Below are 24106 nucleotides of genomic sequence, written 5' to 3' on the forward strand. Positions count from 1 at the left end.
CGGGCTTAAGCGGGAGATGGATTGATGAAACCGCTTTACCTCGCCTCAGGCTCGCCGCGTCGGCGTGAACTGCTCACGCAGATCGGCGTGCCCTTTACCGCCATCGGCGCGGACATCGATGAAACGCCCCTGGATCACGAAACCCCGGCCGCCTATGTCGAGCGCCTGGCGCGCGGCAAGGCCGAGGCCGGGCGGCGGAGCTTGCCGGGCGGCGTGGACGGCTGCGTGTTGGGCGCCGATACGGCGGTGGTGCTCGACGGTCGGATTCTCGGCAAACCCCTGGACCAGGCCGACGCATGCTCGATGCTGCTGGACCTGGCCGGTCGCGACCATGAGGTGTTGACCGCGGTTGCCGTGCTCGACGGCCAGCGCTGCGAGTCCCGTGTGGTCCGCAGCCGGGTGCGGTTTCGCCCCATCACCGAACGGGAAGCGGCGGCCTACTGGGCCAGCGGTGAGCCCCGGGACAAGGCCGGCGGCTACGGCATCCAGGGCTTGGGTGCGGTGTTCGTCGCCGGGCTGGAGGGCAGCTATTCTGCGGTGGTCGGCCTGCCGCTGTGCGAAACCGCAGAACTGCTGGGCCATTTCGGCATACCCTGTTGGCAAACCTTGAGCGCGCGCTGAGCGCCGTCTGACTTGATGCGGCCATAATCGTGAACATGCCTGAACGAGACCCTGCCATGAGTGAAGAGATCCTGATCAACATCACGCCGATGGAATCGCGCGTGGCGGTGGTTGAAAACGGTGTGCTGCAAGAGGTCCACGTCGAGCGCACGCAAAAGCGTGGCATCGTTGGCAACATCTACAAGGGCAAGGTGGTGCGGGTGCTGCCGGGCATGCAGGCGGCATTCGTCGACATCGGCCTGGACCGCGCCGCGTTCATCCACGCCTCGGAAATTTCCATGCGCGAAGGGCCGGCGGTGGAGAGCATCAGCGCGCTGGTGCACGAGGGCCAGAGCCTGGTGGTGCAGGTCACCAAGGACCCCATCGGCTCCAAGGGCGCCCGCCTGACCACGCAGCTGTCGATTCCGTCGCGCTACCTGGTGTATATGCCGCGCACCGCCCATGTCGGCATTTCCCTGAAGATCGAAGACGAAGCCGAGCGCGAGCGCCTCAAGCAGGTGGTCAGCGATTGCGTGGAAAAAGAGGGCATCAAGGAAACCGGCGGGTTCATCCTGCGCACCGCGGCCGAAGGCGCCGGGGCCGATGAGATCCTCATGGACATTCGTTACCTGCGCAGGCTCTGGGACCAGATCGCCGAGCAGATCAAGACCATCGCCACTCCCAGCGTGATTTACGAAGACTTGGGGTTGGCGCTGCGGACCTTGCGCGACCTGGTCAGTCCCAAGATCGAGAAAATCCGCATCGATTCCCGGGAAACCTTCCAGAAAACCACCCAGTTCGTGGCCGAACTGATGCCGGAAATCGCCGACCGTCTCGAGCATTATCCTGGCGAACGGCCGATTTTCGACCTGTATGGCGTCGAGGACGAAATCCAGAAAGCCTTGGAGCGCAAGGTGCCGCTCAAATCCGGCGGTTACCTGGTGGTCGATCCGGCCGAAGCCATGAGCACCATCGACGTCAACACCGGGGCGTTCGTCGGGCATCGCAACCTGGAAGAAACCATCTTCAAGACCAACCTGGAAGCCGCCACGGCCATTGCCCGGCAACTGCGCCTGCGCAACCTGGGCGGGATCATCATCATCGACTTCATCGACATGGAAGATGAAGAGCATCAGCGCCAGGTGCTGCGGACCCTGGAAAAACAACTCGAACGCGATCACGCCAAGACCAACATCATCGGGATCACCGAACTGGGCCTGGTGCAGATGACCCGCAAGCGCACCCGTGAAAGCCTCGAGCAGGTGCTGTGCGAGCCGTGCAGCAGTTGCCAGGGGCGCGGCAAGCTCAAGACCCCGGAAACCGTGTGTTACGAAATCTTCCGGGAAATCCTCCGGGAGGCGCGCGCCTATCAGGCGACCGGCTATAGAGTGTTAGCGAACCAGAAGGTCGTGGACCGCCTGCTCGACGAGGAGTCGGGCAATGTCGCGGAGCTGGAAGCGTTTATCGGACGCACGATTCGCTTCCAGGTCGAAACCATGTACTCCCAGGAACAATACGACGTGGTGTTGCTCTGAAGAGCTTGGGAGGCGGCGGGCCCGCGGATTTGATTGTCTTTGCCTGGGGAGCCCACTGACATGGAGCGTCTGACACGCATGATCGCGACGCTGACCCGTTGGGGGCTGGGGCTTTGCGCCCTGCTGCTGGTGTTGCTGGCGTTGTACGTCAGCCTGGGCCGCGAGTTGGTCCCGCTGGTGGCCGAATACCGCGCCGAGGTCGAGGCCCGGGCCGGCGAGGCCTTGGGCATGCCCGTGCACATCGGCAGCCTCGACGGCAGTTGGGCCGCCCTGGCGCCGATCCTGGCGGCGCGCGACGTGGTGGTTGGCGAGGGCCCCAACGCCTTGCACCTGGATCAGGTGCGGGCCGTGCCCGACCTGTGGGACAGCCTGCTGGCACGTCAAGTACGCATCGCTCACCTGGAAGTCAGTGGCCTGAAGATCAGCCTCAAGGAGGGCGCCGACGGCAAATGGGTGTTGGAAGGCCTGCCGGTGAAGGACGATCAGCCCCTCGATCCGCAGCAACTGCTCGAACGCATGCAAGTGGTTTCCAAGCTCTCGGTGCTCGATAGCCAGGTGACCTTGCAACCGGTCGAACAGCCCCCGCTGACCCTGACCTATGTCGGCTTGAGCCTGCGCACCGGTGCCACCCGCCAGCGGCTGGACGCCCGGCTGACCTTGCCCGACGGCCAGCCGGTGGCGATCAACCTGCGTACCCGCCTGCGCGCCAGCGACTGGAAAAATGGCCAGGCCGAGGCCTATCTGAGCTTGCCGCAAAGCGACTGGTCCAAATGGCTGCCCGAACGCCTGACCCAGCAATGGAATTTCTCCCGGATCCAGGCCGGCGGTGAGTTCTGGCTCAGTTGGGGCGAGGGCACGGTGCAAAGCGCAGCCATGCGCCTGAACGCGCCGCAGCTCCAGGGCGCCTACGGCGAACGCAAGCCGGTACAGATCCACAACCTGGCCCTCAACGCCTATTTCCAGCGCGGTCGCCACGGGCTCACCGCGACCTTCGACTCCCTGGCGATGAACGTGGGTGAGACCCGCTGGGAATCCCGCCTGCAACTGCAACAAACGGCCGCCACCGATCAGGCCGAGGAACGCTGGCACCTGCAGGCCGACCGCCTCGACCTGACCCCGCTTACGCCATTGCTCAATGCCCTGGCGCCGTTGCCCGAAGGCCTGGCGACGACTATCGAGCGGCTCAAGGTGACCGGTGCCCTGCGCAATGTGCTGCTGGACTACCGGCCGCAAAATACCGGTGACCAGAAAGTCAGCTTCGCCACCAACCTGGATACCGTGGGCTTTGATGCCTATCGCGGCGCCCCGGCGGCACGCAACGTCTCCGGAAGCCTGAGCGGCGACCTGGGCGGCGGCGAACTGCGCATGGACAGCAAGGATTTTTCCCTGCACCTGGACCCGATCTTCGCCAAGCCCTGGCAATACCTGCAGGCCAACGCCCGGCTGACCTGGAAGCTCGACAAGCAAGGCTTCACCCTGATCGCGCCGTACCTGAAAGTGCTGGGCGAGGAGGGCCGGATTGCCGGCGACTTCCTGATCCGCCTGCATTTCGACCACAGCCAGGAAGACTACATGGACCTGCGGGTCGGCCTGGTGGACGGCGACGGGCGCTACACCGCCAAGTACCTGCCGGCAGTCCTCAGCCCGGCGCTGGATGAGTGGCTGCGCACGGCAATCGTCAAGGGCGCGGTGGACCAGGGTTTTTTCCAGTATCAAGGTTCGCTCAATCACGGTGCCGGGGACGCGGCGCACAGCATCAGCCTGTTTTTCAAGGTGCATGACGCCGAACTGGCGTTCCAGCCGGGCTGGCCTTCGGTCAGCAAGGTCAGCGGCGATGTCTTCGTCGAAGACAGCGGCGTGCGCATCTTCGCCAGCCAGGGACAACTGCTCGATACCCAGGTCAAGGATGTGTCGGTGAATATTCCCCACGTCCCGAGCGGGCAGAACACGCATCTGCTGCTGGACGGTGGTTTCGCCGGTGGGCTGGGGGACGGCCTGAAAATCCTCCAGACCGCGCCGATCGGGACCGCCGAGACGTTCGCCGGCTGGGAAGGCGAGGGCGACCTGAAAGGCAGCGTGAAGCTCGATATCCCCCTGGTCAAAGGTGAGCAACCGAAGATCCTGGTGGACTTCGCCACCGACCAGGCCCGCCTCAAGCTCAGCGAGCCGGCGCTGGAACTGACCCAGCTCAAGGGCGATTTCCGCTTCGACAGTAACAAGGGCCTGAGTGGCAAGGGCATCAGTGCCCGGGCATTCGAGCGGCCCGTGACGGCGCAGATTTTCGCCGAGGGCCGTGCCGGTGCGCTCAACACCCGGGTCGCCGCGTCCGGGCAGGTGGAGATCAAGAAACTCACCCGTTGGTTGAATGTCACCCAACCGTTGCCGGTATCGGGTGTCGTGCCCTATCAGTTGCAAGTGATCCTCGACGGTGCCGACAGCCAGTTGTCGGTCAGCTCCAACCTCAAGGGCGTGGCCGTGGACCTGCCGGCCCCCTTCGGCATGGCCGCCGATGTCGGGCGCGACACGGTGTTTCGCATGACCCTGCAAGGGCCGGAGCGGCGTTACTGGGTCGATTATGGCGACCTGGCCAGCTTCACTTACGCTGCGCCGAGCGGGAAAGTCGCCGACGGTCGTGGCGAATTGCTCCTGGGCGCCGGCGATGCGGTGCTGCCTGGTGCCAGGGGACTGCGACTGCGCGGCACCTTGTCGGAGCTGGACGTCAGTCCCTGGCAGGCGCTGGTGAACAAGTACGCCGGCCAGGACCCGGGGGGCAGCGCCAAGCAACTGCTCAGCAGCATCGACCTGACCGTCGGCAAGCTCACGGCCATGGGCACCACCCTGGACCAGGCGTCGCTGCAACTGGACCGCAAGCCGGACGCCTGGGCCTTGCGGCTCGCCAGCCAGCAGGCCAAGGGCAATGTCAACCTGCCGGACGCCAAGGCCGCGCCGATTGCCATCAGGCTCGACTATGTTCGCCTGCCGGCCGCGGACCCCACGGTCCAGGCGGATGAAAACGCCCCTGACCCGTTGGCTTCGGTCGATCCCGGCAAGATCCCGGCCATGGATATTGCCATCGACCAATTGTTCCAGGGCCCCGATCTCATCGGCGCATGGTCGTTGAAAGTGCGACCGACCGCCAAGGGCATCGCGCTGAACAACCTGGACATGGGCCTCAAGGGCATGGTGTTGAACGGCAGTGGCGGCTGGGAAGGCGTGCCCGGTGCCACCAGCAGTTGGTACAAGGGGCGGATCAGCGGCAAGAACCTGGGCGATGTGCTCAAGGGCTGGGGCTTCGCCCCGAGCGTGACCAGCCAGACATTCCGCCTGGATGTCGATGGGCGCTGGCCCGGTTCGCCGGCATGGGTGGCCACCAAGCGCTTTTCCGGCAGTCTCGACGCCTCGCTGAACAAGGGCCAGTTTGTCGAAATCGAAGGCAGCGCCCAGGCATTGCGGGTATTCGGCCTGCTGAACTTCAACTCCATCGGTCGACGCTTGCGCCTGGACTTCTCCGACCTGTTCGGCAAGGGCTTGAGCTACGACCGGGTCAAGGGCCTGCTGGTGGCGAGCGACGGTGTTTACGTGACCCGCGAACCCATTACCCTGACCGGGCCTTCGAGCAACCTGGAACTCAACGGCACGCTGGACATGGTGGCCGACCGCGTCGACGCCAAGCTGCTGGTGACACTGCCGGTGACCAACAACCTGCCGATTGCCGCGCTGATCGTCGGTGCACCGGCGGTGGGTGGGGCGCTGTTTCTGATCGACAAGCTGATCGGCGACCGCGTAGCGCGCTTTGCCAGCGTAAGATACGACGTCAAGGGGCCGTGGAAAGAGCCGAAGATCACTTTCGACAAACCGTTCTGATAGACGATGGATAACCCCGTGGGAGCGAGCTTGCTCGCGATAGCGGTGTACCAACATTTCCTTTGCTGATCTTGCGCTATCGCGAGCAAGCTCGCTCCCACAGGGGAATGATGCAAAAAATGAGGGAGACACCATGCCAGTCGCCGTGATTCAAATGGTCAGCCAGAGCGATGTGCTCGCCAACCTGGCCCGCGCCCGGGTGCTGCTGGAACAGGCGGCCGCCAGCGGCGCAAGGCTGGCGGTCCTGCCGGAAAACTTCGCGGCGATGGGACGGCGGGACGTTGCCGATATCGGCCGTGCCGAAGCCTTTGGTCAGGGACCGATCCTGCCCTGGTTGAAACAGGCTGCCCGTGACCTCAAGTTATGGATTGTGGCCGGCACGCTGCCGTTGCCACCGGTGGATCAGCCCGAGGCCAGGTCCCATGCCTGTTCGTTGCTGGTCGACGACCAAGGCCAGATCGTGGCCCGCTATGACAAGCTGCACCTGTTCGATGTGGATGTGGCGGACAATCGCGGGCGCTATCGCGAGTCGGATGACTATGCTTATGGTGCCAATGTGGTGGTGGCCGATACCCCCGTCGGCCGAGTGGGCCTGACGGTCTGTTACGACCTGCGGTTCCCGGAGCTCTACAGCGAGCTGCGGGCGGCCGGGGCCGAGCTGATCACCGCGCCGTCGGCGTTTACCGCGGTGACCGGCGCGGCCCACTGGGACGTGCTGGTCCGCGCCCGGGCCATCGAGACCCAGTGCTACGTGCTGGCGGCTGCCCAGGGTGGCGTGCATCCGGGGCCTCGGGAAACTTTTGGCCATGCCGCGATTGTCGACCCGTGGGGCCGCGTGCTGGCACAACAGGATCAAGGCGAGGCCGTGCTGGTGGCCGAGCGCGACAGCAGCGAACAGGCGTCCATCCGGGCGCGCATGCCGGTGGCCAGCCATCGGCGCTTTTTCTCGCAGGGCGCTCGACAGCGGCCTGTCCAAGACGACGAATTCAAGGCGTAAAACATATGAGCGGGTTGTTGTCCTCAGTCAGTGAACACCTTTTAGCGCCCGGCGGCGTGACCCTCGAAAGCCTGCAAGGCGTGCTGGGCGACTTGGCCGGCCCGGGCATCGATGCCGCCGACCTGTATTTCCAGGGCCAGATTTCCGAGTCCTGGTCGCTGGAGGACGGCATCGTCAAGGAAGGCAGTTTCAACCTCGACCAGGGCGTGGGCGTGCGCGCCCAGTCCGGGGAAAAGACTGGTTTTGCCTACAGCAACGCCATCACCCTTGAGGCCCTCGGCGCTGCGGCCCGTGCGGCCCGCTCGATCTCCCGTGCCGGGCAGAATGGCACGGTCCAGGCGTTCAGCAGCCAGGACGTGGCGCAACTCTATGCCCCGGACAACCCACTGGAAGTCATGAGCCGTGCCGAGAAAGTCGAATTGCTCAAGCGCATCGACGTCGCCACCCGCGCCCTCGATCCGCGTATCCAGCAAGTGTCGGTGAGCATGGCCGGGGTCTGGGAGCGGATCCTGGTGGCGTCCACCGACGGTGGCCTGGCGGCGGACGTACGGCCGCTGGTGCGTTTCAACGTCAGCGTGATCGTCGAACAGAACGGTCGCCGTGAGCGCGGCGGCCATGGCGGTGGCGGTCGTACCGACTACCGTTATTTCCTCAGTGAAGACCGCGCCATGGGCTACGCCCGCGAAGCGCTGCGCCAGGCGCTGGTCAACCTGGAAGCCATCCCGGCCCCGGCCGGTACGTTGCCGGTGGTGCTCGGCTCCGGTTGGTCCGGTGTGCTGCTGCACGAAGCGGTAGGCCACGGCCTGGAAGGCGACTTCAACCGCAAGGGCAGTTCGGCCTACAGCGGGCGCATGGGGGAAATGGTCGCTTCGAAACTCTGCACCATTGTCGATGACGGCACCCTGGCCGGACGTCGTGGCTCCCTCAGCGTCGACGATGAAGGCACGCCAACCGAATGCACCACGCTGATCGAGAACGGGGTGCTCAAGGGCTACATGCAGGACAAGCTCAACGCCCGGCTGATGGGCGTGGCCCGCACCGGCAACGGTCGCCGTGAATCCTACGCGCACCTGCCGATGCCGCGCATGACCAACACCTACATGCTCGGTGGCCAAAGCGACCCGGCGGAAATTATCGCCTCGGTGAAAAAAGGCATCTATTGCGCCAACCTCGGCGGCGGCCAGGTGGACATCACCAGCGGCAAGTTCGTGTTCTCCACCAGCGAGGCCTACCTGATCGAAGACGGCAAGATCACCGCACCGGTCAAGGGTGCGACCTTGATCGGCAACGGGCCGGAGGCGATGAGCAAGGTGTCGATGGTCGGTAACGACCTGGCGCTGGACAGTGGGGTGGGCACATGCGGCAAGGACGGACAATCGGTGCCTGTTGGCGTGGGTCAGCCGACCTTGAAGATCGATGCGATTACCGTGGGTGGCACGGGCGCATGATGGGAGTGTCGGGTGGAGTGCAAGGCCTCCACCCGTAGGCGTTACTCAGCGCAAACCGCGTTGGGTCTCGTCCAGCTCACGGATGTATTTGAAGATTTTACGACTCGAGGCCGGTGGCTTGTTCTGCGCCAGTTCGTGCTGGGCCTGACGGATCAGGGAGCGCAATTGCTGGCGATCGGCCTCCGGGTAATCGATGACAAATTTTTCCAGGGTGCCGTCGTCGCCTGCGATCAAGCGATCGCGCCAGCGTTCCAGGTTGTGGAAACGTTCGTTGTACTGCCGGGTGGAGGCATCGAGTTGGTCGAGCAGCACCAGGATGGCGTCAGTGTCCTGATCGCGCATCAGTTTGCCGATGAATTGCAGGTGCCGTTTACGCGCGATATTCGCGGTGTGCTTGGGCGCATCGGCCAGGGCACGACGCAAGGCGTCGGTCAGTGGCAGTTTGGCCAGCAAGTCAGGCTTGAGTGTTGTCAGGCGCTCGCCGAGGTCAACCAGAGCATGCAGCTCGCGTTTGACCTGGGATTTGCTTTTTTCACCCTCGTAGAGGGAGTCGTCGTAAGAATCAACCATGGTGGCAGTCCGCAAAGAAACGCCGCCATGATAACCAGTCGGGGGCCGCTTGTCCGGCCCGGTCGCTCGAAGGCCATCACCGAAAGCAGAATTTGAGTGGAGAACACCATGAGTGCAGTTCAAAGCGTCGGCCCGCAAGCATTGCCGGCACTGCAGGAACAAGTCGAGCAGATCCTCGCCGAGGCCAAGCGGCAGGGCGCCAGTGCGTGCGAAGTGGCCGTGTCCCTGGAGCAGGGCCTGTCGACATCGGTGCGCCAGCGCGAGGTGGAAACCGTCGAATTCAATCGTGACCAGGGGTTTGGCATCACCCTGTACGTGGGCCAGCGCAAGGGCTCGGCCAGCACCTCGGCCAGCGGCCCGGAGGCCATTCGTGAAACCGTCGCCGCGGCACTGGCGATTGCCCAGCACACCTCCGAAGACGAGGCCTCGGGCCTGGCCGATGCCGCGCTGATGTGCAAGGAACTGCGCGACTTCGACCTGTTCCACGCCTGGGACATCACCCCCGAGCAGGCCATCGAGCAGGCACTGCGTTGCGAAGCGGCGGCATTCGAGGCCGACAGCCGGATCAAGAACGCCGACGGTACGACGCTCAATACCCACCAGGGCTGCCGGGTCTACGGCAACAGCCACGGTTTCATCGGCGGTTATGCCTCGACCCGCCACAGCCTCAGTTGCGTCATGATCGCCGAGGCCAACGGCCAGATGCAGCGTGATTACTGGTACGACGTCAACCGTCAGGGCACTTTGCTGGCGGACCCGGTGAGCATCGGCCAGAAAGCCGCGCAACGGGCGGCCAGCCGCCTGGGCGCACGGCCGGTGCCGACCTGCGAAGTGCCGGTGCTGTTTTCCGCCGAGCTGGCCGGTGGCCTGTTCGGCAGCTTCCTGTCGGCGGTGTCCGGCGGCAACCTGTACCGCAAGTCGTCGTTCCTCGAGGGCGCGTTGGGCCAGAAGCTGTTCCCGGAGTGGATGACCATCGACGAGCGTCCGCATCTGATGCAAGCCATGGGCAGTTCGGCGTTCGATGGCGATGGCCTGGCCACCTACGCCAAGCCGTTCGTGGAAAAGGGCGAGCTGGTGTCCTACATCCTCGGCACTTATTCGGGCCGTAAACTCGGCATGCCGAGCACCGCCAATGCCGGTGGGGTGCACAACCTGTTCGTGACCCATGGCGAAGAAGACCAGGCGGCCTTGTTGCGGCGCATGGGCCGGGGCCTGCTGGTCACGGAGTTGATGGGTCATGGCTTGAACATGGTCACGGGCGACTACTCCCGTGGCGCAGCGGGTTTCTGGGTCGAGAACGGCGAGATCCAGTTCCCGGTCCAGGAAGTCACTATTGCGGGGAACATGCGCGACATGTTCAAGCAGATCGTGGCCGTGGGGAATGACCTGGAACTGCGCAGCAACATCCGCACCGGCTCGGTACTGATCGAACGGATGACGGTGGCGGGTAGCTGACCCTCAATCGCAATGAAAAGGCGCGTCATCCATGGGATGACGCGCCTTTTTTTATGTTCGCAGAAACCCTGTTTTTACCGGGATATGGTGGACCCTGTGGCGAGGGGATTTATCCCCGCTGGGGTGCGAAGCGCCCCCCAAAAAGGCCCATATAATCGACCAGAGACGCCGCGAGTGTAGGTTTTTGGGCTGCTTCGCACCCCAGCGGGGATAAATCCCCTCGCCACAATGTATTTCTTCCAAAGCTTGTGTTGCTTCTTATTATCATCTAATAATGAATCTCATTAGCCGAGTGAGACCCGGTCATGAGTGCTGCCCTGCACGAACAACCCTACCTTGAAAGCTGGCGCTGGATGAGCCGCCAGATTCGTTGTGGGATGAACCCGGAGGAGCCGCGGCTGATCGAGCACTACCTGGCCGAGGGCCGCTACCTGGCCTGTTGCACCGCCACCTCGCCGTGGATGATCTCCGAAACCGCCTTCCGCCTGCTGCTCGACACCGCCTCGGACGTCGCGCTGCCCTGGCATTGGCGCAGCCTCTGCCTCGACCAGGCCTGGCGCCCCTTGCGTGACCTCGAACGCCAATCACTGTGCCGCTGCCGCCTCAAGCGCTGGCAACGCCATGCCTGGGCGCTGGCGACCTGCGCCTTGGCGCCATCGATTCCCCTTATTGAACTGGTGCAAGGATCTCCCGATGAGTAATACCCGTATCGAACGCGACAGCATGGGCGAGCTGCACGTCCCGGTGGATGCCCTCTATGGCGCCCAGACCCAGCGTGCCGTGGATAACTTTCCGGTCAGCGGCCAGCGCATGCCGGCGCCCTTCATCCGCGCCCTGATCCTGGCCAAGGCTGCGGCTGCCCGGGCCAACGTCGAGCTGGAACAAATCAGCGCGGCCCAGGGCAAGGCCATCGTCGACGCGGCCCTGGGACTGCTCGAAGGTCGTTACATGGATCATTTCCCGGTGGATATCTTCCAGACCGGCTCCGGCACCAGCTCCAACATGAACGCCAACGAAGTGATCGCCACCCTCGCCAGCGGTCTGCTGGGGGAGGCGGTCAACCCGAACGACCACGTCAATTGCGGCCAGAGCAGCAACGACATCATCCCCACCTGCATTCATGTCAGCGCCGCGCTGGCCTTGCATGAGCAACTGCTGCCGGCGCTGTTGCACCTGGTGCAGGTGATCGAGCGCAAGGCCGAAGAAGTCCACCCGTTCATCAAGACCGGTCGCACCCACCTGATGGACGCCATGCCGGTGCGCTTGAGCCAGGTGCTCGACGGTTGGGCGCAGCAGCTCAAGGCCAATGTCGGCCACTTGCAGGACCTGCTGCCGAGCCTGCAATCCTTGGCCCAGGGCGGTACGGCGGTCGGCACCGGGGTCAATGCCCATCCGCGCTTCGCCGAGTTGTTCAGCCAACAATTGACGCAATTGACTCAGGTGCAATTCACCCCGGGCAAGAACCTGTTTGCGCTGATCGGCTCCCAGGACACCGCCGTGGCGGTGTCCGGGCAGCTCAAGACCACGGCCGTGTCGTTGATGAAAATCGCCAACGACCTGCGCTGGATGAATTCCGGACCGTTGGCGGGCCTGGGCGAGATCGAACTCGAGGGCTTGCAACCGGGCTCCTCGATCATGCCCGGCAAGGTCAACCCGGTCATTCCTGAAGCCACCGCGATGGTCGCGGCCCAGGTGATCGGCAACGACACGGTGATCACCATCGCCGGCCAATCAGGCAACTTCGAATTGAACGTGATGCTGCCGATCATCGCCCAGAACCTGCTGAGCAGCATCGCCCTGATGTCCACCGCCAGCCGCTTGCTCGCGGACAAGGCCATCGCCACGTTCAAGGTCAACGAAGCCAGGCTCAAGGAAGCGCTGTCGCGCAACCCGATCCTGGTGACCGCGCTGAATCCGATCATCGGTTACCAGAAGGCCGCTGAGATCGCCAAGAAGGCTTATCAGCAAGGCCGGCCGGTCATCGATGTCGCCCTGGAACACACCGACCTGTCTCGCAGCGAACTCGAAGTCCTGCTGGACCCGGAGAAGCTCACCGCCGGCGGCGTGTAACCCCGACACTTGTGTGGAGGACTCATCATGGAACACTGGAAACGTACGATCGAGCGGGCCAATCGCTGTTTCATGCACGGTGAGCTGGTGGATGCGCGCGAAGCCTACCTGCAAGCCCTGGCGCTGGCCCAAGTGCTGTTCGGGCGCTGGGCGGATGCCGACGAAGCCGTGGCTGCCTGCGTCGTCTCCCATCACAACCTGGCGGACCTGCACTTGCGCCTGAACCAGCCGGAGGAGAGCGCCGAATACTTGTGCGCGATCCACCAACGGTTGTTGCAGGCGATGCAGGACGAGCGCCTGGCGCCGGCCCTGCGCGCCGCCGCGCAGCGCCAGAGTCACAAGACTTATGTCGAACTGCTGAATTTCATCAGCGAGCACGGTGAGTACCCACGCACCCAGCGCCTGCTGCACTGCGATGCCGTCACGCCCCGGCAGCGCAATGCCCCTCTTCATCATGGAGTTCATTGAACATGGCTTTTACCTTGCCTGCATTGCCCTACGCCTACGACGCCCTGGAACCGCACATCGATGCGCAAACCATGGAGATCCACTACACCAAGCACCATCAGACCTACATCAATAACCTCAACGCGGCGGTGGACGGCACCGAATACGCCGAGTGGCCCGTCGAAAAACTGGTGTCCAGGGTGGAGCAGTTACCGCCAAGCCTGAAAGCCGCGGTGATCAACCAGGGCGGTGGCCATGCCAACCATTCGTTGTTCTGGGAGGTGATGACGCCCCAGGGCGGCGGCCAGCCCGAGGGCGCCCTGGCGGCGGCGATCGAGGCGCAACTGGGCGGCATCGAACGCTTCAAGGAAGCGTTCACCAAAGCGGCGCTGACCCGGTTCGGCAGCGGCTGGGCCTGGTTGAGCGTGACTGCGCAAAAGACCCTGGTGGTGGAAAGCAGCGGCAACCAGGACAGTCCGCTGATGAATGGCAACACGCCGATTCTGGGCCTGGACGTCTGGGAGCACGCTTATTACCTGCTCTACCAGAACCGTCGTCCGGAATACATCAACGCGTTCTACAACGTGATCAATTGGCCTGAAGTCGCCCGGCGCTATCAGGCGGCGCTGGCTTCGAGTCCTTCATGAACACTCTCCAAGGCTGACTATGGATACTCAAATACTGGCGATTGGAAGCGGACGGATGTTCCGCTACGCCTTGGGTTCGTTGTTGCTGTTGGCCGGGATGACGTTGTTGGCGGCCCAGGGTCTGGCGTGGCTGGACCTGGAACCCAGGTTGTTGCGGGCCCTTCAGGGCGGCGGGCTCTGCGCCTTGGGCACCGCGTTGGGGGCGGTGCCGGTGCTGGTCATCCGACGCATGCCCCAGGCCGTGAACGATTCGCTGCTGGGCTTCGGTGCTGGGGTGATGCTCGCTGCGACGGCATTTTCGCTGATCGTGCCGGGCATTGCTGCGGCCGAGCAGTTGGGGCTTACGCCTTGGCTGGCCAGCGGCCTTATCTGTTTTGGCATCATGTCGGGGGCGTTCGGGCTGTACCTGGTGGACCGCAAGGTCTCGGCCTGCCCCGAAAAGCTGGTGGCGGCGCCAGGGCATCCGATCATTGCACCACGGATCTGGTTGTTCGTGTTTGCCATCATTGCCCACAACATTCCGGAAGGCATGGCGGTGGGCGTGTCGGCGGGTGGTGGCATGCCGGATGCCGACAGCCTGGCGATGGGCATCGCTTTGCAGGATGTCCCCGAAGGGCTGGTGATCGCGCTGGTGCTGGCCGCGGCGGGCATGTCGCGGGTCAGGGCGTTCCTGGTGGGCGCGGCGTCAGGGCTGGTCGAGCCTGTGTTCGCGCTGCTGTGCGCCTGGCTGGTGAGCCTGGCCGAGATGCTCTTGCCCCTGGGCCTGGCCTTGGCGGCCGGGGCGATGCTGCTGGTGGTGACCCACGAGGTGATTCCTGAATCGCGCCGCAAGGGTCACGAGAAACTGGCGAGCCTGGGATTGCTGGTGGGGTTTTGCCTGATGATGGTGCTGGATACGGCGTTGGCGTGACAGGGGAAATCTGTGGGGCGGGGATCAATCTGTGGGACAGAGATCATCTGTGAGAGAGGACCATCTGTGGCGAGGGGATTTATCCCCGTTGGGCTGCGCAGCAGCCCTGATCTCTGTCACCGCCGAGCATCAGGTCGACTAAGCTCTTTTTGGGGCTGCTTCGCAGCCCAGCGGGGATAAATCCCCTCGCCACAGGAGGTTATTCGCCTTCGTCGAAGTAGTTGTCGACCAGCGCCACCAGCGCATCCATTGCTTCCTGCGCCTGCTCCCCTTCGGTGCTCAGGTGGATCCGGGTGCCCTTGCCAGCGGCAAGCATCATCATCGCCATGATGCTTTTACCGTCGACCGTTGACTCTGGCGTACGCCCGACCCTGATTGTGGTATCCGGAAACTTCCCCGCCACACCTACAAATTTTGCCGACGCTCGGGCATGCAAACCCAGCTTGTTGATGATTTCAATTTCCCGAGCAGGCATCGCGATGTGAATCCTTTAGCTGAGGTCGCGGTGGCGAACCTGGACATTCTTCAGGGATTGTTGCAGGAGCTGACCCAGGCGTTCTGTCAGGTAGACGGAGCGGTGATGACCGCCGGTACAGCCGATGGCGATCGTGACGTAGGCGCGGTTGCTCGCGGCAAAGCGGGGCAGCCATTTGAGCAGGTAGCTGGAGATATCCTGGTACATTTCCTCGACATCCGGCTGGGCGGCCAGGTAGTCGATCACCGGTTGGTCGAGCCCGGACTGAGCACGCAATTCCGGTTTCCAATAAGGATTGGGCAGGCAACGCACATCGAACACCAGGTCGGCGTCTACCGGCATGCCACGCTTGAAGCCGAACGACTCCACCAGGAACGCCGTGCCTGGCTCCGGCTGGTTCAGCAGGCGCAGCTTGATCGTGTCGCGCAACTGATAAAGGTTCAGGTGCGTGGTATTGACCTTCAGGTCCGCCAGGTCGGCAATCGGTCCCAGCAGTTGGCTTTCATCCTCGATGGCTTCGGCCAGAGAGCGATTGGCGTTGCTCAGGGGATGACGCCGGCGGGTTTCGGAGAAGCGCTTGAGCAGCGTCTCTTCGTCGGCATCCAGGTACAACACATCGCACTGGATATGCCGGCTGCGCACTTCCTCGAGCAATTCCGGAAAGCGCGACAGGTGGCTTGGCAGGTTGCGGGCATCGATGGACACCGCCACCAGCGGCTGCGCCAGCTCGGTGTGGATCAGGGCACGCTCGGCCAGTTCCGGCAGCAGGCCGGCGGGCAAATTGTCGATGCAATAGTAGCCGCTGTCCTCAAGCACGTTGAGGGCCGTACTTTTACCGGAGCCGGAGCGGCCACTGACGATGATCATGCGCATGTTTAATGACCGTTCTGCTCGTCCAGGACTACCTGGTACAGAGCTTCGTTACTCGGCGCGCTGCGCAGTTTTTCGCGCACTTCCTTGCGGTCCAGCATGCTGGCGATCTGGCGCAGCAGCTCGAGGTGCGCATCGGTCGCCGCTTCCGGTACCAGCAATACAAACAGCAGGTCGACCGGGGCGCCGTCGATGGCGTCGAAATCGATGGCGGTTTCAAGGTGCAACAACGCACTGATCGGCGAGGTACAACCCTTGAGACGGCAATGAGGAATGGCGATGCCGTTGCCAAAACCGGTGGAACCGAGTTTTTCACGGGCAACCAGGGCCTCGAAGACGTCCTGCATTTCCAGATCCGGAACCTCGCGGTGGATCAGGTTGGCAATGTGTTCGAGGGCTTTCTTTTTACTGCCGCCCGGCGCGTTCACTTGGGAACGGCCGGGGGTCAGGATGGTTTCTAGTCGGATCATGGATTGGGGGGGTTAACGACCGGTAGCGCCCTGGAGGAGGCTCTGGGTCTTTTCCTTATGCTTTTTAAGTTGGCGATCCAGCTTGTCGGTCAGCAGGTCAATCGCGGCATACATGTCTGTGTGCTCTGCGTTGGCAACCACTTCTCCGCCGGGGATATGCAGTGTGGCTTCGATTTTCTGCAGCAGCTTCTCGACGTTCATCGTGACTTGCACGTTGGTGATCTTGTCGAAATGCCTCTCCAATCGGTCGAGTTTTTCGCCGATGTAGGTGCGCAGGGGTTCGGTCACTTCCAGTTGGTGTCCACTGATGTTGACTTGCATACAGCTTCTCCTTCGTTGCCAGTGCATAAAGCGGCAGGCAGAAATGCCTGCCACTGGAACGCTGTGGCGTGGCCTGTTACATCAACCGCTTGCGTTCGCTCGAAGGTGCGATCCCGAGGGATTCACGGTACTTGGCGACGGTACGGCGGGCCACCTGAATGCCTTGTGCCTCCAGTAAACCAGCGATCTTGCTGTCACTCAACGGCTTTTTCTGATTTTCCGCAGCCACCAGTTTTTTGATGATCGCGCGGATGGCCGTGGACGAGCATTCGCCGCCTTCGGAGGTGCTGACGTGGCTGGAGAAAAAGTATTTCAATTCATAGATGCCCCGAGGGGTATGCATGAATTTCTGGGTGGTTACACGGGAAATCGTCGACTCGTGCATGCCCACGGCCTCGGCAATGTCATGCAAGACCAACGGTTTCATCGCTTCATCGCCGTACTCCAGGAAGCCGCGCTGATGCTCGACGATCTGGGTGGCCACTTTCATCAGGGTTTCGTTGCGGCTTTGCAGGCTCTTGATGAACCAGCGGGCCTCCTGCAACTGGTTGCGCATGAAGGTATTGTCGGCGCTGGTGTCGGCACGCTTCACGAAGCCGGCGTACTGGGCGTTGACCCGCAGCTTGGGGACCGATTCCTGGTTGAGCTCCACCAGCCAGCGATCATTGTGCTTGCGCACGATCACGTCGGGGACCACGTACTCAGGTTCGGTGGATTCGATCTGCGAGCCGGGACGCGGGTTGAGGCTCTGTACCAGCTCGATGACCTGGCGCAGCTCATCTTCCTTGAGCTTCATGCGACGCATCAATTGGCTGTAGTCGCGACCGCCCAGCAGGTCGATGTAATCGGTGACCAATCGTTTGGCTTCGGACAGCCATGGGGTCTTGGCGGACAACTGGCGCAGTTGCAGCAACAGGCACTCGCCCAGGTTGCGGGCGCCGATGCCGGCCGGTTCGAACTGCTGGATACGATGGAGGACGGCTTCGATCTCGTCCAGCTCGATGTCGAGCTCGGGGTCGAAGGCTTCGAGGATTTCTTCGAGGGTCTCGTCCAGGTAGCCCTGGTTGTTGATGCAATCGATCAGGGTGACGGCGATCAGGCGATCGGTGTCGGACATCGGTGCCAGGTTCAATTGCCACAGCAGGTGGCTTTGCAGGCTCTCGCCGGCCGAGGTCCGGGTGGTGAAGTCCCACTCGTCGTCATCGCTGCTGCTGGGCAGGTTGCTGGCACTGGTCTGGTAGACATCTTCCCAGGCCGTGTCCACGGGCAACTCGTTGGGGATGCGCTCGTTCCACTCGCCATCCTCGAGGTTGTCCACCGTTGGGGCGGCTTCCTGGTAGGATGGTTCCGGGATCTCGGTGTTGGTTTTCTGCTCGACGTTGTCGGCCAGGGGGTCGGTGTTATCGAAGTCGTCGCCTTCTTCCTGGCGCTCGAGCATCGGATTGGACTCCAGGGCCTCCTGGATTTCCTGTTGCAGGTCCAGGGTCGACAATTGGAGCAGGCGGATGGCCTGTTGCAGCTGCGGTGTCATCGTCAGCTGCTGGCCCATTCTCAAGACTAGCGATGGTTTCATGGCAGGGGCTTAACACCTTATTCGCCGGCGCACATGCGCCATCCACTACAGGGCGCCGGAGCGCCAAACTTAAGCAAATTATATGCCTGAAACTGAAGTGTTTGCCTAGAGCGTCGCCATAATTAAATTAAACGACGCTCTGGCAATTCGCCAGACACGTGAGCTTACAGGCGGAACTCATGTCCCAGGTACACTTCCTTGACCAGGTCATTGGCCAGGATCGCGGCGGAGTCGCCTTCGGCGATCAGTTGGCCGTCATTGACAATGTAGGCGGTTTCGCAGATATCCAGGGTCTCGCGCACGTTGTGGTCGGTGATCAGTACGCCGATGCCCTTGGCCTTGAGGTGGTGGATGATCTGCTTGATGTCGCCCACCGAAATCGGGTCTACGCCGGCGAAGGGTTCGTCGAGCAGGATGAACTTTGGTGCGGTGGCCAGGGCGCGGGCGATTTCCACGCGGCGCCGTTCACCCCCGGACAGGCTCATGCCCAGGTTGTCGCGAATGTGGCTGATGTGGAATTCCTGCAGCAGGCTTTCCAGCTCCTGGCGACGACCGGCCTTGTCCAGTTCCTTGCGGGTCTCGAGGATCGCCATGATGTTGTCGGCAACCGACAGTTTGCGGAAGATCGACGCTTCTTGCGGCAGATAGCCGATACCGGCCTTCGCCCGGCCATGCATCGGCTGGTGGCTGACATCCAGGTCGTCGATCAGTACGCGACCCTGATCGGCCTGGACCAGGCCGACGATCATGTAGAAGCAGGTGGTCTTGCCCGCGCCATTGGGGCCGAGCAAGCCGACGATCTGGCCGCTGTCGATGGACAGGCTGACATCACGCACGACTTGACGGCTCTTGTAGCTCTTGGCCAGGTGCTGAGCTTTCAGAGTTGCCATTACTGGGCCTTCTGCTCGGTTTTCTTTTTGGGCTGGATCACCATGTCGATCCGTGGACGCTGTTCGGTCACCTTGCTGCCGGTGGCGCGACCGGCGCTGGCGAGTTTCTTGTTGGTGTCGTAGACGATTTTTTCGCCCTGGGTGACGTTGTTGTCCTTGTCCACGACCTTGGCGCGGTCGATCAGCACGACGCGGTCCTGGGAGGCGTGGTACTGGATGGTTACCCCGTAGCCCTGTACAGGCTTGGTATCGCCCGCGGTTTGCATCTGCTCGAAATAGGCCAGGTTGCCCACGGAGGTCACCACGTCGATATCGCCGGACTGGGTGCGGGTGATGGTCACGGTGTTGCCGGTGACCTTCATGGAGCCCTGGGTGATGATCACGTCGCCTTTATAGGTGGCGACGCCGTTCTTGTCGTCGAGTTGCGCGTCGTCGGCCTGGATGCGGATAGGCTGGTCGCGGTCGGTGGGAAGAGCCCAGGCGCTCGCGCTTCCCAGTGCTGCGCCCAGACTGAGCAAAATAGGGAGGGTTTTAGCGAGCTTCATACTGTCCTCTTACGTTCGATAGCAGGTGTATCCTGCTTTCCTTCAAATACGCTTTCATTCCCGTGCCGGTCGATACACCCCCGGCGCCGTCGATTCTAACGGGTTGCTCGGTCTGCGCATATTCTTGCTGTGGGAACACGGTCATGCGTGTGCTGGTGATGATGGTCGTACGGTTTTTCTCGTCGGTTCGGGCAATGCGCACCGAGTCGATCAGCTCCACTTCGGTGCCGCCGGAGTTGACTTCGGCGTGCTCGCTCTGCACATGCCACGGGAACTCGGTGCCGCGGAACATGTTCAGGTCCGGCTTGGTGACCAGCGTAATGTCAGTGGCTTTTACGTGGTCGACCTTGTCGGACGTCATCTCATATTGCACTTTGCCGTCGGGCAGGTACTGCAGGGTGTGGGTATTGGTCGCGTACCAGTCGATCCGCTCCTCGACCTGGGCTGCCGGCTGGTCGAGAAACCGTTCGGGGCTGATGTTCCAATAGCCCACCGCGGCGAAAATCGCCGCGATACAGGCAAACACCACAACGGTGCGAATCTTTTTGCTCAGCATAATTGGCTCACAGGTACGCGGCGTTGGCCGCTTCGAGTCGGCCCTGGGCGCGCAGGATCAGTTCACAGAATTCACGGGCCGCACCTTCGCCGCCTCGCGCCGTGGTGACGCCGTGGGCATGCTCGCGGACGAAGCTGGCCGCGTTGGCGACCGCCATGCCCAGGCCGACCCGGCGAATCACCGGCAGGTCCGGCAGGTCGTCGCCGAGGTACGCCACCTGTTCATAGCTTAGGTTGAGTTGACCCAGAAGCTCGTCGAGCACCACCAGTTTGTCTTCGCGCCCCTGGTAAAGATGCGGGATGCCGAGATTCTTCGCGCGCCGTTCGACCACCGGGGTCTTGCGTCCGCTGATGATAGCGGTCTGCACCCCAGCGGCCATCAGCATCTTGATGCCCTGGCCGTCGAGGGTATTGAAGGTCTTGAATTCGCTGCCGTCTTCGAGGAAGTACAGGCGACCGTCGGTCAGTACGCCGTCCACATCGAACACGGCCAGCTTGATGGTTTTGCCCCGTTGCAACAGGTCTGTGTTCATTTACATGACTCCCGCACGCAGCAAGTCGTGCATGTTCAGGGCGCCCACCGGACGGTCTTCGTCATCGACGACCACCAGGGCGCTTATCTTGTGGTCTTCCATGATTTTCAAGGCCTCGGCGGCGAGCATCTCGGCGCGGGCGGTCTTGCCGTGGGGCGTCATGACTTGCTCGATGGTCGTGCTGTGGATGTCGATGGTGCGGTCCAGGGTGCGGCGCAGGTCGCCGTCGGTAAAGATCCCGGCGAGCTTGCCGTCGGTCTCCAGGACCACGGTCATGCCCAGACCCTTGCGGGTCATTTCCATCAACGCATCCTTGAGCAGCGTGCCGCGCACAACCTGTGGCAACTCTTGGCCCGCGTGCATCACGTTTTCGACTTTCAGCAGCAGGCGACGGCCGAGGGCGCCACCCGGGTGGGAGAAGGCGAAATCTTCCGCAGTAAAGCCCCGGGCCTCCAGCAGCGCCACGGCCAGGGCGTCGCCCATGACCAGGGCGGCAGTGGTGGAGGAGGTCGGTGCCAGGTTCAGCGGGCAGGCTTCGTGCTCGACATTGACATTGAGGTTCACTTCGGCGGCCTTGGCCAGCGGCGAGTCCGGGTTGCCGGTCACGCTGATCAACTGGATGCCCAGGCGCTTGATCAGCGGCAGCAGGGTGATGATCTCGTTGGTCGAGCCGGAGTTGGACAGGGCCAGGATGATGTCGTCCCGGGTGATCATGCCCATGTCCCCATGGCTGGCTTCGGCCGGATGGACAAAAAAGGCCGTGGTGCCGGTGCTGGCGAGGGTGGCGGCGATCTTGTTGCCAATGTGCCCGGACTTGCCCATGCCGACCACGACCACGCGGCCCTTGCTGGCCAGAATCATCTCGCAGGCGCGTACGAAATCAGCGTCGATATGGGGCAGCAAGCCTTGTACGGCTTCGAGTTCGAGGCGGATGGTACGTTGTGCCGATTGGATCAGGTCGCTGGATTGGCTCATGTCAGAAATCGTATAGCCCGATGAAAAGGCGGCGATTATAGCGGTAATGAACAATTCCCTCACGTAAGTTCGTCATGCTTTGTTCGGGGAGCCCCAAGGATCGAGATAAAATGCGGCCTTTACCTTAAGCCAGGCTTAACGGGCGGGGCGTTGGCCTTGGGCGCTTGGCTGTTGCAGTGATATAGTTCGCCGCCGGTTCGCGTGCCCGGCGGTACCGGCGCTTGTCGGCTGCCCGGGGCATTCGAATGTGAGGCTGCATCGCAAGGAGTTTAGATGAGTGCCGACAACGCCTACGCGGTCGAGCTGAAGGGATTGTCCTTCAAGCGAGGGACGCGCAGCATTTTCAATGACATCGATATTCGCATCCCGCGGGGCAAGGTCACCGGGATCATGGGGCCTTCCGGGTGTGGCAAGACCACGCTGCTGCGGCTGATAGGGGCACAACTGCGCCCCAGTGCCGGCGAAGTCTGGGTCAATGGCCAGAATCTCCCTCGCTTGTCTCGCAGCGATCTGTTCGATGCGCGCAAGCACATGGGCGTGCTGTTCCAGAGCGGCGCGTTGTTCACCGACCTCGATGTGTTCGAGAACGTGGCATTCCCGCTGCGGGTCCATACCGACCTGCCGGAAGAAATGATCCGCGACATCGTCCTGCTCAAATTGCAGGCCGTCGGGCTGCGCGGCGCCATCGACCTGATGCCGGACGAACTGTCCGGCGGCATGAAGCGTCGTGTCGCGCTGGCGCGGGCGATTGCCCTCGATCCGAAGATCCTCATGTACGACGAACCCTTCGTCGGCCAGGACCCGATCGCCATGGGCGTGCTCGTGCGCTTGATCCGCCTGCTCAACGATGCGCTGGGCATCACCAGCATCGTGGTCTCCCATGACCTGGCCGAAACCGCAAGCATTGCCGACTACATCTATGTGGTCGGCGACGGCCAGGTGCTGGGGCAGGGCTCCCCGCAGGAACTGATGGATTCGGACAGCCCGCGTATTCGTCAATTCATGAAGGGTGATCCGGACGGGCCGGTGGCGTTCCATTTTCCGGCCACGGATTACCGTACCGATCTGCTGGGGAAGCGCTGATGCGCAAGAAATCACTGTTGGAAAGAATTCGCCTGTTCGGTCGCTCCGGTATCGACGTGGTGGCGGTGCTGGGCCGCTCCTCGCTGTTCCTGATGCACGCCTTGCTCGGTCGCAACGCGACAGGCGGCGGTTTTGGCCTGCTGGTCAAGCAATTGCACTCGGTGGGTGTGATGTCCCTGGTGATCATCGTGGTCTCCGGGATCTTCATCGGCATGGTGCTGGCGCTGCAGGGCTTCAACATTTTATCCAGCTACGGTTCGGAGCAGGCGGTCGGGCAGATGGTCGCCCTGACATTGCTGCGTGAGCTAGGGCCCGTGGTGACCGCACTGCTGTTCGCCGGGCGGGCCGGTTCGGCGCTGACGGCTGAAATCGGCAACATGAAGTCCACCGAGCAGTTGTCCAGCCTGGAAATGATCGGCGTCGACCCGCTCAAATACATCATTGCCCCGCGCCTGTGGGCCGGCTTCATTTCCCTGCCGGTGCTGGCCATGATTTTCAGCGTCGTGGGGATCTGGGGGGGCTCGTGGGTGGCCGTCGATTGGCTGGGGGTCTATGAGGGCTCCTACTGGTCGAACATGCAAAACAGTGTCGACTTCCTCGACGATGTCCTCAATGGCGTGATCAAAAGTGCCGTGTTCGCGTTCGTCGTGACCTGGATCGCCGTGTTTCAAGGCTATGACTGTGAGCCCACTTCAGAGGGGATCAGCCGTGCCACAACCAAGACCGTGGTGTACGCCTCGCTGGCGGTCCTGGGCCTCGACTTTATTCTGACCGCCTTGATGTTTGGAGATTTCTGATGCAAAACCGCACCCTGGAAATCGGTGTCGGCCTTTTCTTGCTGGCTGGCATCCTGGCTTTGCTGCTGCTGGCCCTGCGGGTCAGTGGACTGGCGCCGACGGCAAGCACCGATACTTATAAACTTTATGCCAACTTCGACAATATTGCCGGTTTGACGGTCAGAGCCAAGGTGACCATGGCCGGTGTCACCATTGGCAAGGTCACGGCAATCGATCTGAATCGCGAGGATTTCACCGGTCGGGTGACGCTGCAGTTAGAGAAACGCGTGGACAACCTGCCGACTGACTCCACGGCCTCTATCCTCACGGCCGGGCTGCTGGGCGAGAAGTACATTGGCATCAGCGTGGGCGGGGAAGACGCCGTGCTCAAGGACGGTGGCGTCATCCATGACACGCAGTCGTCGCTGGTGCTCGAGGACCTGATCGGTAAATTCCTGCTCAATACCGTTAGCAAAGACGCCAAATGAGGAGCTTTT

General features: G+C 62.4%; 25 protein-coding genes. 14 read left to right on the top strand and 11 right to left on the bottom strand.

Translation table 11 applies throughout. The features are described 5' to 3' along the window. The first annotated feature begins 24 nt into the window (after positions 1 to 24). The 5 genes from ACMTA2_RS05525 to tldD all read left to right on the top strand — a co-directional run bounded on the left by ACMTA2_RS05525 (position 25) and on the right by tldD (position 8444). Positions 25 to 621, top strand: a complete 597-nt coding sequence (locus ACMTA2_RS05525; RefSeq protein WP_413794044.1) for a Maf family protein — start codon at positions 25 to 27, stop codon at positions 619 to 621. Positions 622 to 677: 56 nt separating this feature from the next. Next, on the top strand, positions 678 to 2135 hold the full coding sequence (gene rng, locus ACMTA2_RS05530) for a ribonuclease G (RefSeq protein WP_413794045.1): 1458 nt from the start codon (positions 678 to 680) through the stop codon (positions 2133 to 2135). A gap of 60 nt (positions 2136 to 2195) precedes the next feature. Further along, entirely contained in the window at positions 2196 to 5999 is a 3804-nt protein-coding gene (locus ACMTA2_RS05535; RefSeq protein WP_413794046.1) for a YhdP family protein, read from the top strand. A 133-nt stretch (positions 6000 to 6132) separates the two neighbouring features. After that, the gene (locus tag ACMTA2_RS05540) at positions 6133 to 6996 is read left to right on the top strand and encodes a carbon-nitrogen hydrolase family protein (RefSeq protein ID WP_413794047.1); all 864 of its coding nucleotides are present in this window, start codon (positions 6133 to 6135) and stop codon (positions 6994 to 6996) included. A gap of 5 nt (positions 6997 to 7001) precedes the next feature. Then, the gene (gene tldD, locus ACMTA2_RS05545) at positions 7002 to 8444 is read left to right on the top strand and encodes a metalloprotease TldD (protein WP_003197828.1); all 1443 of its coding nucleotides are present in this window, start codon (positions 7002 to 7004) and stop codon (positions 8442 to 8444) included. A 45-nt stretch (positions 8445 to 8489) separates the two neighbouring features. Here tldD and yjgA read toward each other — a convergent pair whose 3' ends face one another. Further along, a complete protein-coding gene (gene yjgA / locus ACMTA2_RS05550) occupies positions 8490 to 9014 on the bottom strand; it encodes a ribosome biogenesis factor YjgA (RefSeq protein ID WP_014336624.1) in 525 nt (174 codons plus the stop codon). A 108-nt stretch (positions 9015 to 9122) separates the two neighbouring features. Here yjgA and pmbA point away from each other — a divergent pair, with 108 nt between their 5' ends. The 6 genes from pmbA (at position 9123) to ACMTA2_RS05580 (ending at position 14543) form a co-directional block, all read left to right on the top strand. Then, complete coding sequence (gene pmbA / locus ACMTA2_RS05555; RefSeq protein WP_413794048.1) at positions 9123 to 10469, top strand: metalloprotease PmbA; 1347 nt, start codon at positions 9123 to 9125, stop codon at positions 10467 to 10469. Between the two features lie 305 nt (positions 10470 to 10774). Then, complete coding sequence (locus tag ACMTA2_RS05560; RefSeq protein ID WP_413794049.1) at positions 10775 to 11170, top strand: FagA protein; 396 nt, start codon at positions 10775 to 10777, stop codon at positions 11168 to 11170. Then, a complete protein-coding gene (locus tag ACMTA2_RS05565; protein ID WP_413794050.1) occupies positions 11163 to 12539 on the top strand; it encodes a class II fumarate hydratase in 1377 nt (458 codons plus the stop codon). Before ACMTA2_RS05560 ends, ACMTA2_RS05565 begins: the two co-directional genes overlap by 8 nt. 27 nt (positions 12540 to 12566) lie before the next feature. Further along, positions 12567 to 13007 (top strand): DUF2753 family protein, encoded by a 441-nt coding sequence (locus ACMTA2_RS05570; protein WP_413794051.1) that lies wholly within the window; start codon positions 12567 to 12569, stop codon positions 13005 to 13007. 2 nt (positions 13008 to 13009) lie between these two features. Next, entirely contained in the window at positions 13010 to 13633 is a 624-nt protein-coding gene (locus tag ACMTA2_RS05575) for a superoxide dismutase (protein ID WP_413794052.1), read from the top strand. Between the two features lie 19 nt (positions 13634 to 13652). Next, positions 13653 to 14543 (top strand): ZIP family metal transporter, encoded by an 891-nt coding sequence (locus tag ACMTA2_RS05580; RefSeq protein WP_413794053.1) that lies wholly within the window; start codon positions 13653 to 13655, stop codon positions 14541 to 14543. A gap of 199 nt (positions 14544 to 14742) precedes the next feature. On the opposite strand, the gene ACMTA2_RS05585 is transcribed toward ACMTA2_RS05580, so the two are convergent. From ACMTA2_RS05585 to ACMTA2_RS05630, 10 genes are all read right to left on the bottom strand, one after another. Then, positions 14743 to 15018 (bottom strand): HPr family phosphocarrier protein, encoded by a 276-nt coding sequence (locus tag ACMTA2_RS05585; RefSeq protein ID WP_413794054.1) that lies wholly within the window; start codon positions 15016 to 15018, stop codon positions 14743 to 14745. A gap of 15 nt (positions 15019 to 15033) precedes the next feature. Beyond that, positions 15034 to 15891, bottom strand: a complete 858-nt coding sequence (rapZ, locus tag ACMTA2_RS05590) for an RNase adapter RapZ (protein ID WP_003197845.1) — start codon at positions 15889 to 15891, stop codon at positions 15034 to 15036. A gap of 2 nt (positions 15892 to 15893) precedes the next feature. Continuing rightward, a complete protein-coding gene (ptsN, locus tag ACMTA2_RS05595) occupies positions 15894 to 16358 on the bottom strand; it encodes a PTS IIA-like nitrogen regulatory protein PtsN (protein ID WP_413794055.1) in 465 nt (154 codons plus the stop codon). 12 nt (positions 16359 to 16370) lie between these two features. Further along, positions 16371 to 16679: a ribosome hibernation-promoting factor, HPF/YfiA family gene (gene hpf / locus ACMTA2_RS05600; protein WP_003178005.1), complete on the bottom strand. Its 309-nt coding sequence runs from the start codon at positions 16677 to 16679 to the stop codon at positions 16371 to 16373. Between the two features lie 76 nt (positions 16680 to 16755). Further along, positions 16756 to 18252 (bottom strand): RNA polymerase factor sigma-54, encoded by a 1497-nt coding sequence (locus tag ACMTA2_RS05605; RefSeq protein ID WP_413794056.1) that lies wholly within the window; start codon positions 18250 to 18252, stop codon positions 16756 to 16758. 164 nt (positions 18253 to 18416) lie between these two features. After that, positions 18417 to 19142 carry an LPS export ABC transporter ATP-binding protein gene (gene lptB, locus ACMTA2_RS05610; protein WP_018614004.1) on the bottom strand — a complete coding sequence of 242 codons (726 nt, stop codon included), beginning with the start codon at positions 19140 to 19142 and terminating at the stop codon, positions 18417 to 18419. After that, positions 19142 to 19687, bottom strand: coding sequence for a lipopolysaccharide transport periplasmic protein LptA (gene lptA / locus ACMTA2_RS05615; protein ID WP_186708793.1), 546 nt, complete (start codon positions 19685 to 19687; stop codon positions 19142 to 19144). Before lptA ends, lptB begins: the two co-directional genes overlap by 1 nt. Next, positions 19674 to 20243, bottom strand: coding sequence for an LPS export ABC transporter periplasmic protein LptC (gene lptC / locus ACMTA2_RS05620; RefSeq protein ID WP_413794057.1), 570 nt, complete (start codon positions 20241 to 20243; stop codon positions 19674 to 19676). The genes lptA and lptC overlap by 14 nt, the downstream gene beginning before the upstream one ends. 7 nt (positions 20244 to 20250) lie before the next feature. Beyond that, positions 20251 to 20775, bottom strand: coding sequence for a KdsC family phosphatase (locus ACMTA2_RS05625; protein WP_413794058.1), 525 nt, complete (start codon positions 20773 to 20775; stop codon positions 20251 to 20253). Continuing rightward, positions 20776 to 21750: a KpsF/GutQ family sugar-phosphate isomerase gene (locus tag ACMTA2_RS05630; RefSeq protein WP_413794059.1), complete on the bottom strand. Its 975-nt coding sequence runs from the start codon at positions 21748 to 21750 to the stop codon at positions 20776 to 20778. A 273-nt stretch (positions 21751 to 22023) separates the two neighbouring features. On the opposite strand from ACMTA2_RS05630, the gene ACMTA2_RS05635 reads away from it, so the two are divergent. The 3 genes from ACMTA2_RS05635 to mlaD are packed head-to-tail and all read left to right on the top strand — an operon-like array spanning position 22024 to position 24097. Beyond that, positions 22024 to 22833 (top strand): ATP-binding cassette domain-containing protein, encoded by an 810-nt coding sequence (locus ACMTA2_RS05635; RefSeq protein WP_413794060.1) that lies wholly within the window; start codon positions 22024 to 22026, stop codon positions 22831 to 22833. Next, the gene (gene mlaE, locus ACMTA2_RS05640) at positions 22833 to 23630 is read left to right on the top strand and encodes a lipid asymmetry maintenance ABC transporter permease subunit MlaE (RefSeq protein ID WP_413794061.1); all 798 of its coding nucleotides are present in this window, start codon (positions 22833 to 22835) and stop codon (positions 23628 to 23630) included. The genes ACMTA2_RS05635 and mlaE overlap by 1 nt, the downstream gene beginning before the upstream one ends. After that, complete coding sequence (mlaD, locus tag ACMTA2_RS05645; RefSeq protein ID WP_053118499.1) at positions 23630 to 24097, top strand: outer membrane lipid asymmetry maintenance protein MlaD; 468 nt, start codon at positions 23630 to 23632, stop codon at positions 24095 to 24097. The genes mlaE and mlaD overlap by 1 nt, the downstream gene beginning before the upstream one ends. The last annotated feature ends 9 nt before the right edge of the window (positions 24098 to 24106 follow it).

Source organism: Pseudomonas medicaginis, assembly GCF_965119365.1.
GTDB lineage: Bacteria > Pseudomonadota > Gammaproteobacteria > Pseudomonadales > Pseudomonadaceae > Aquipseudomonas.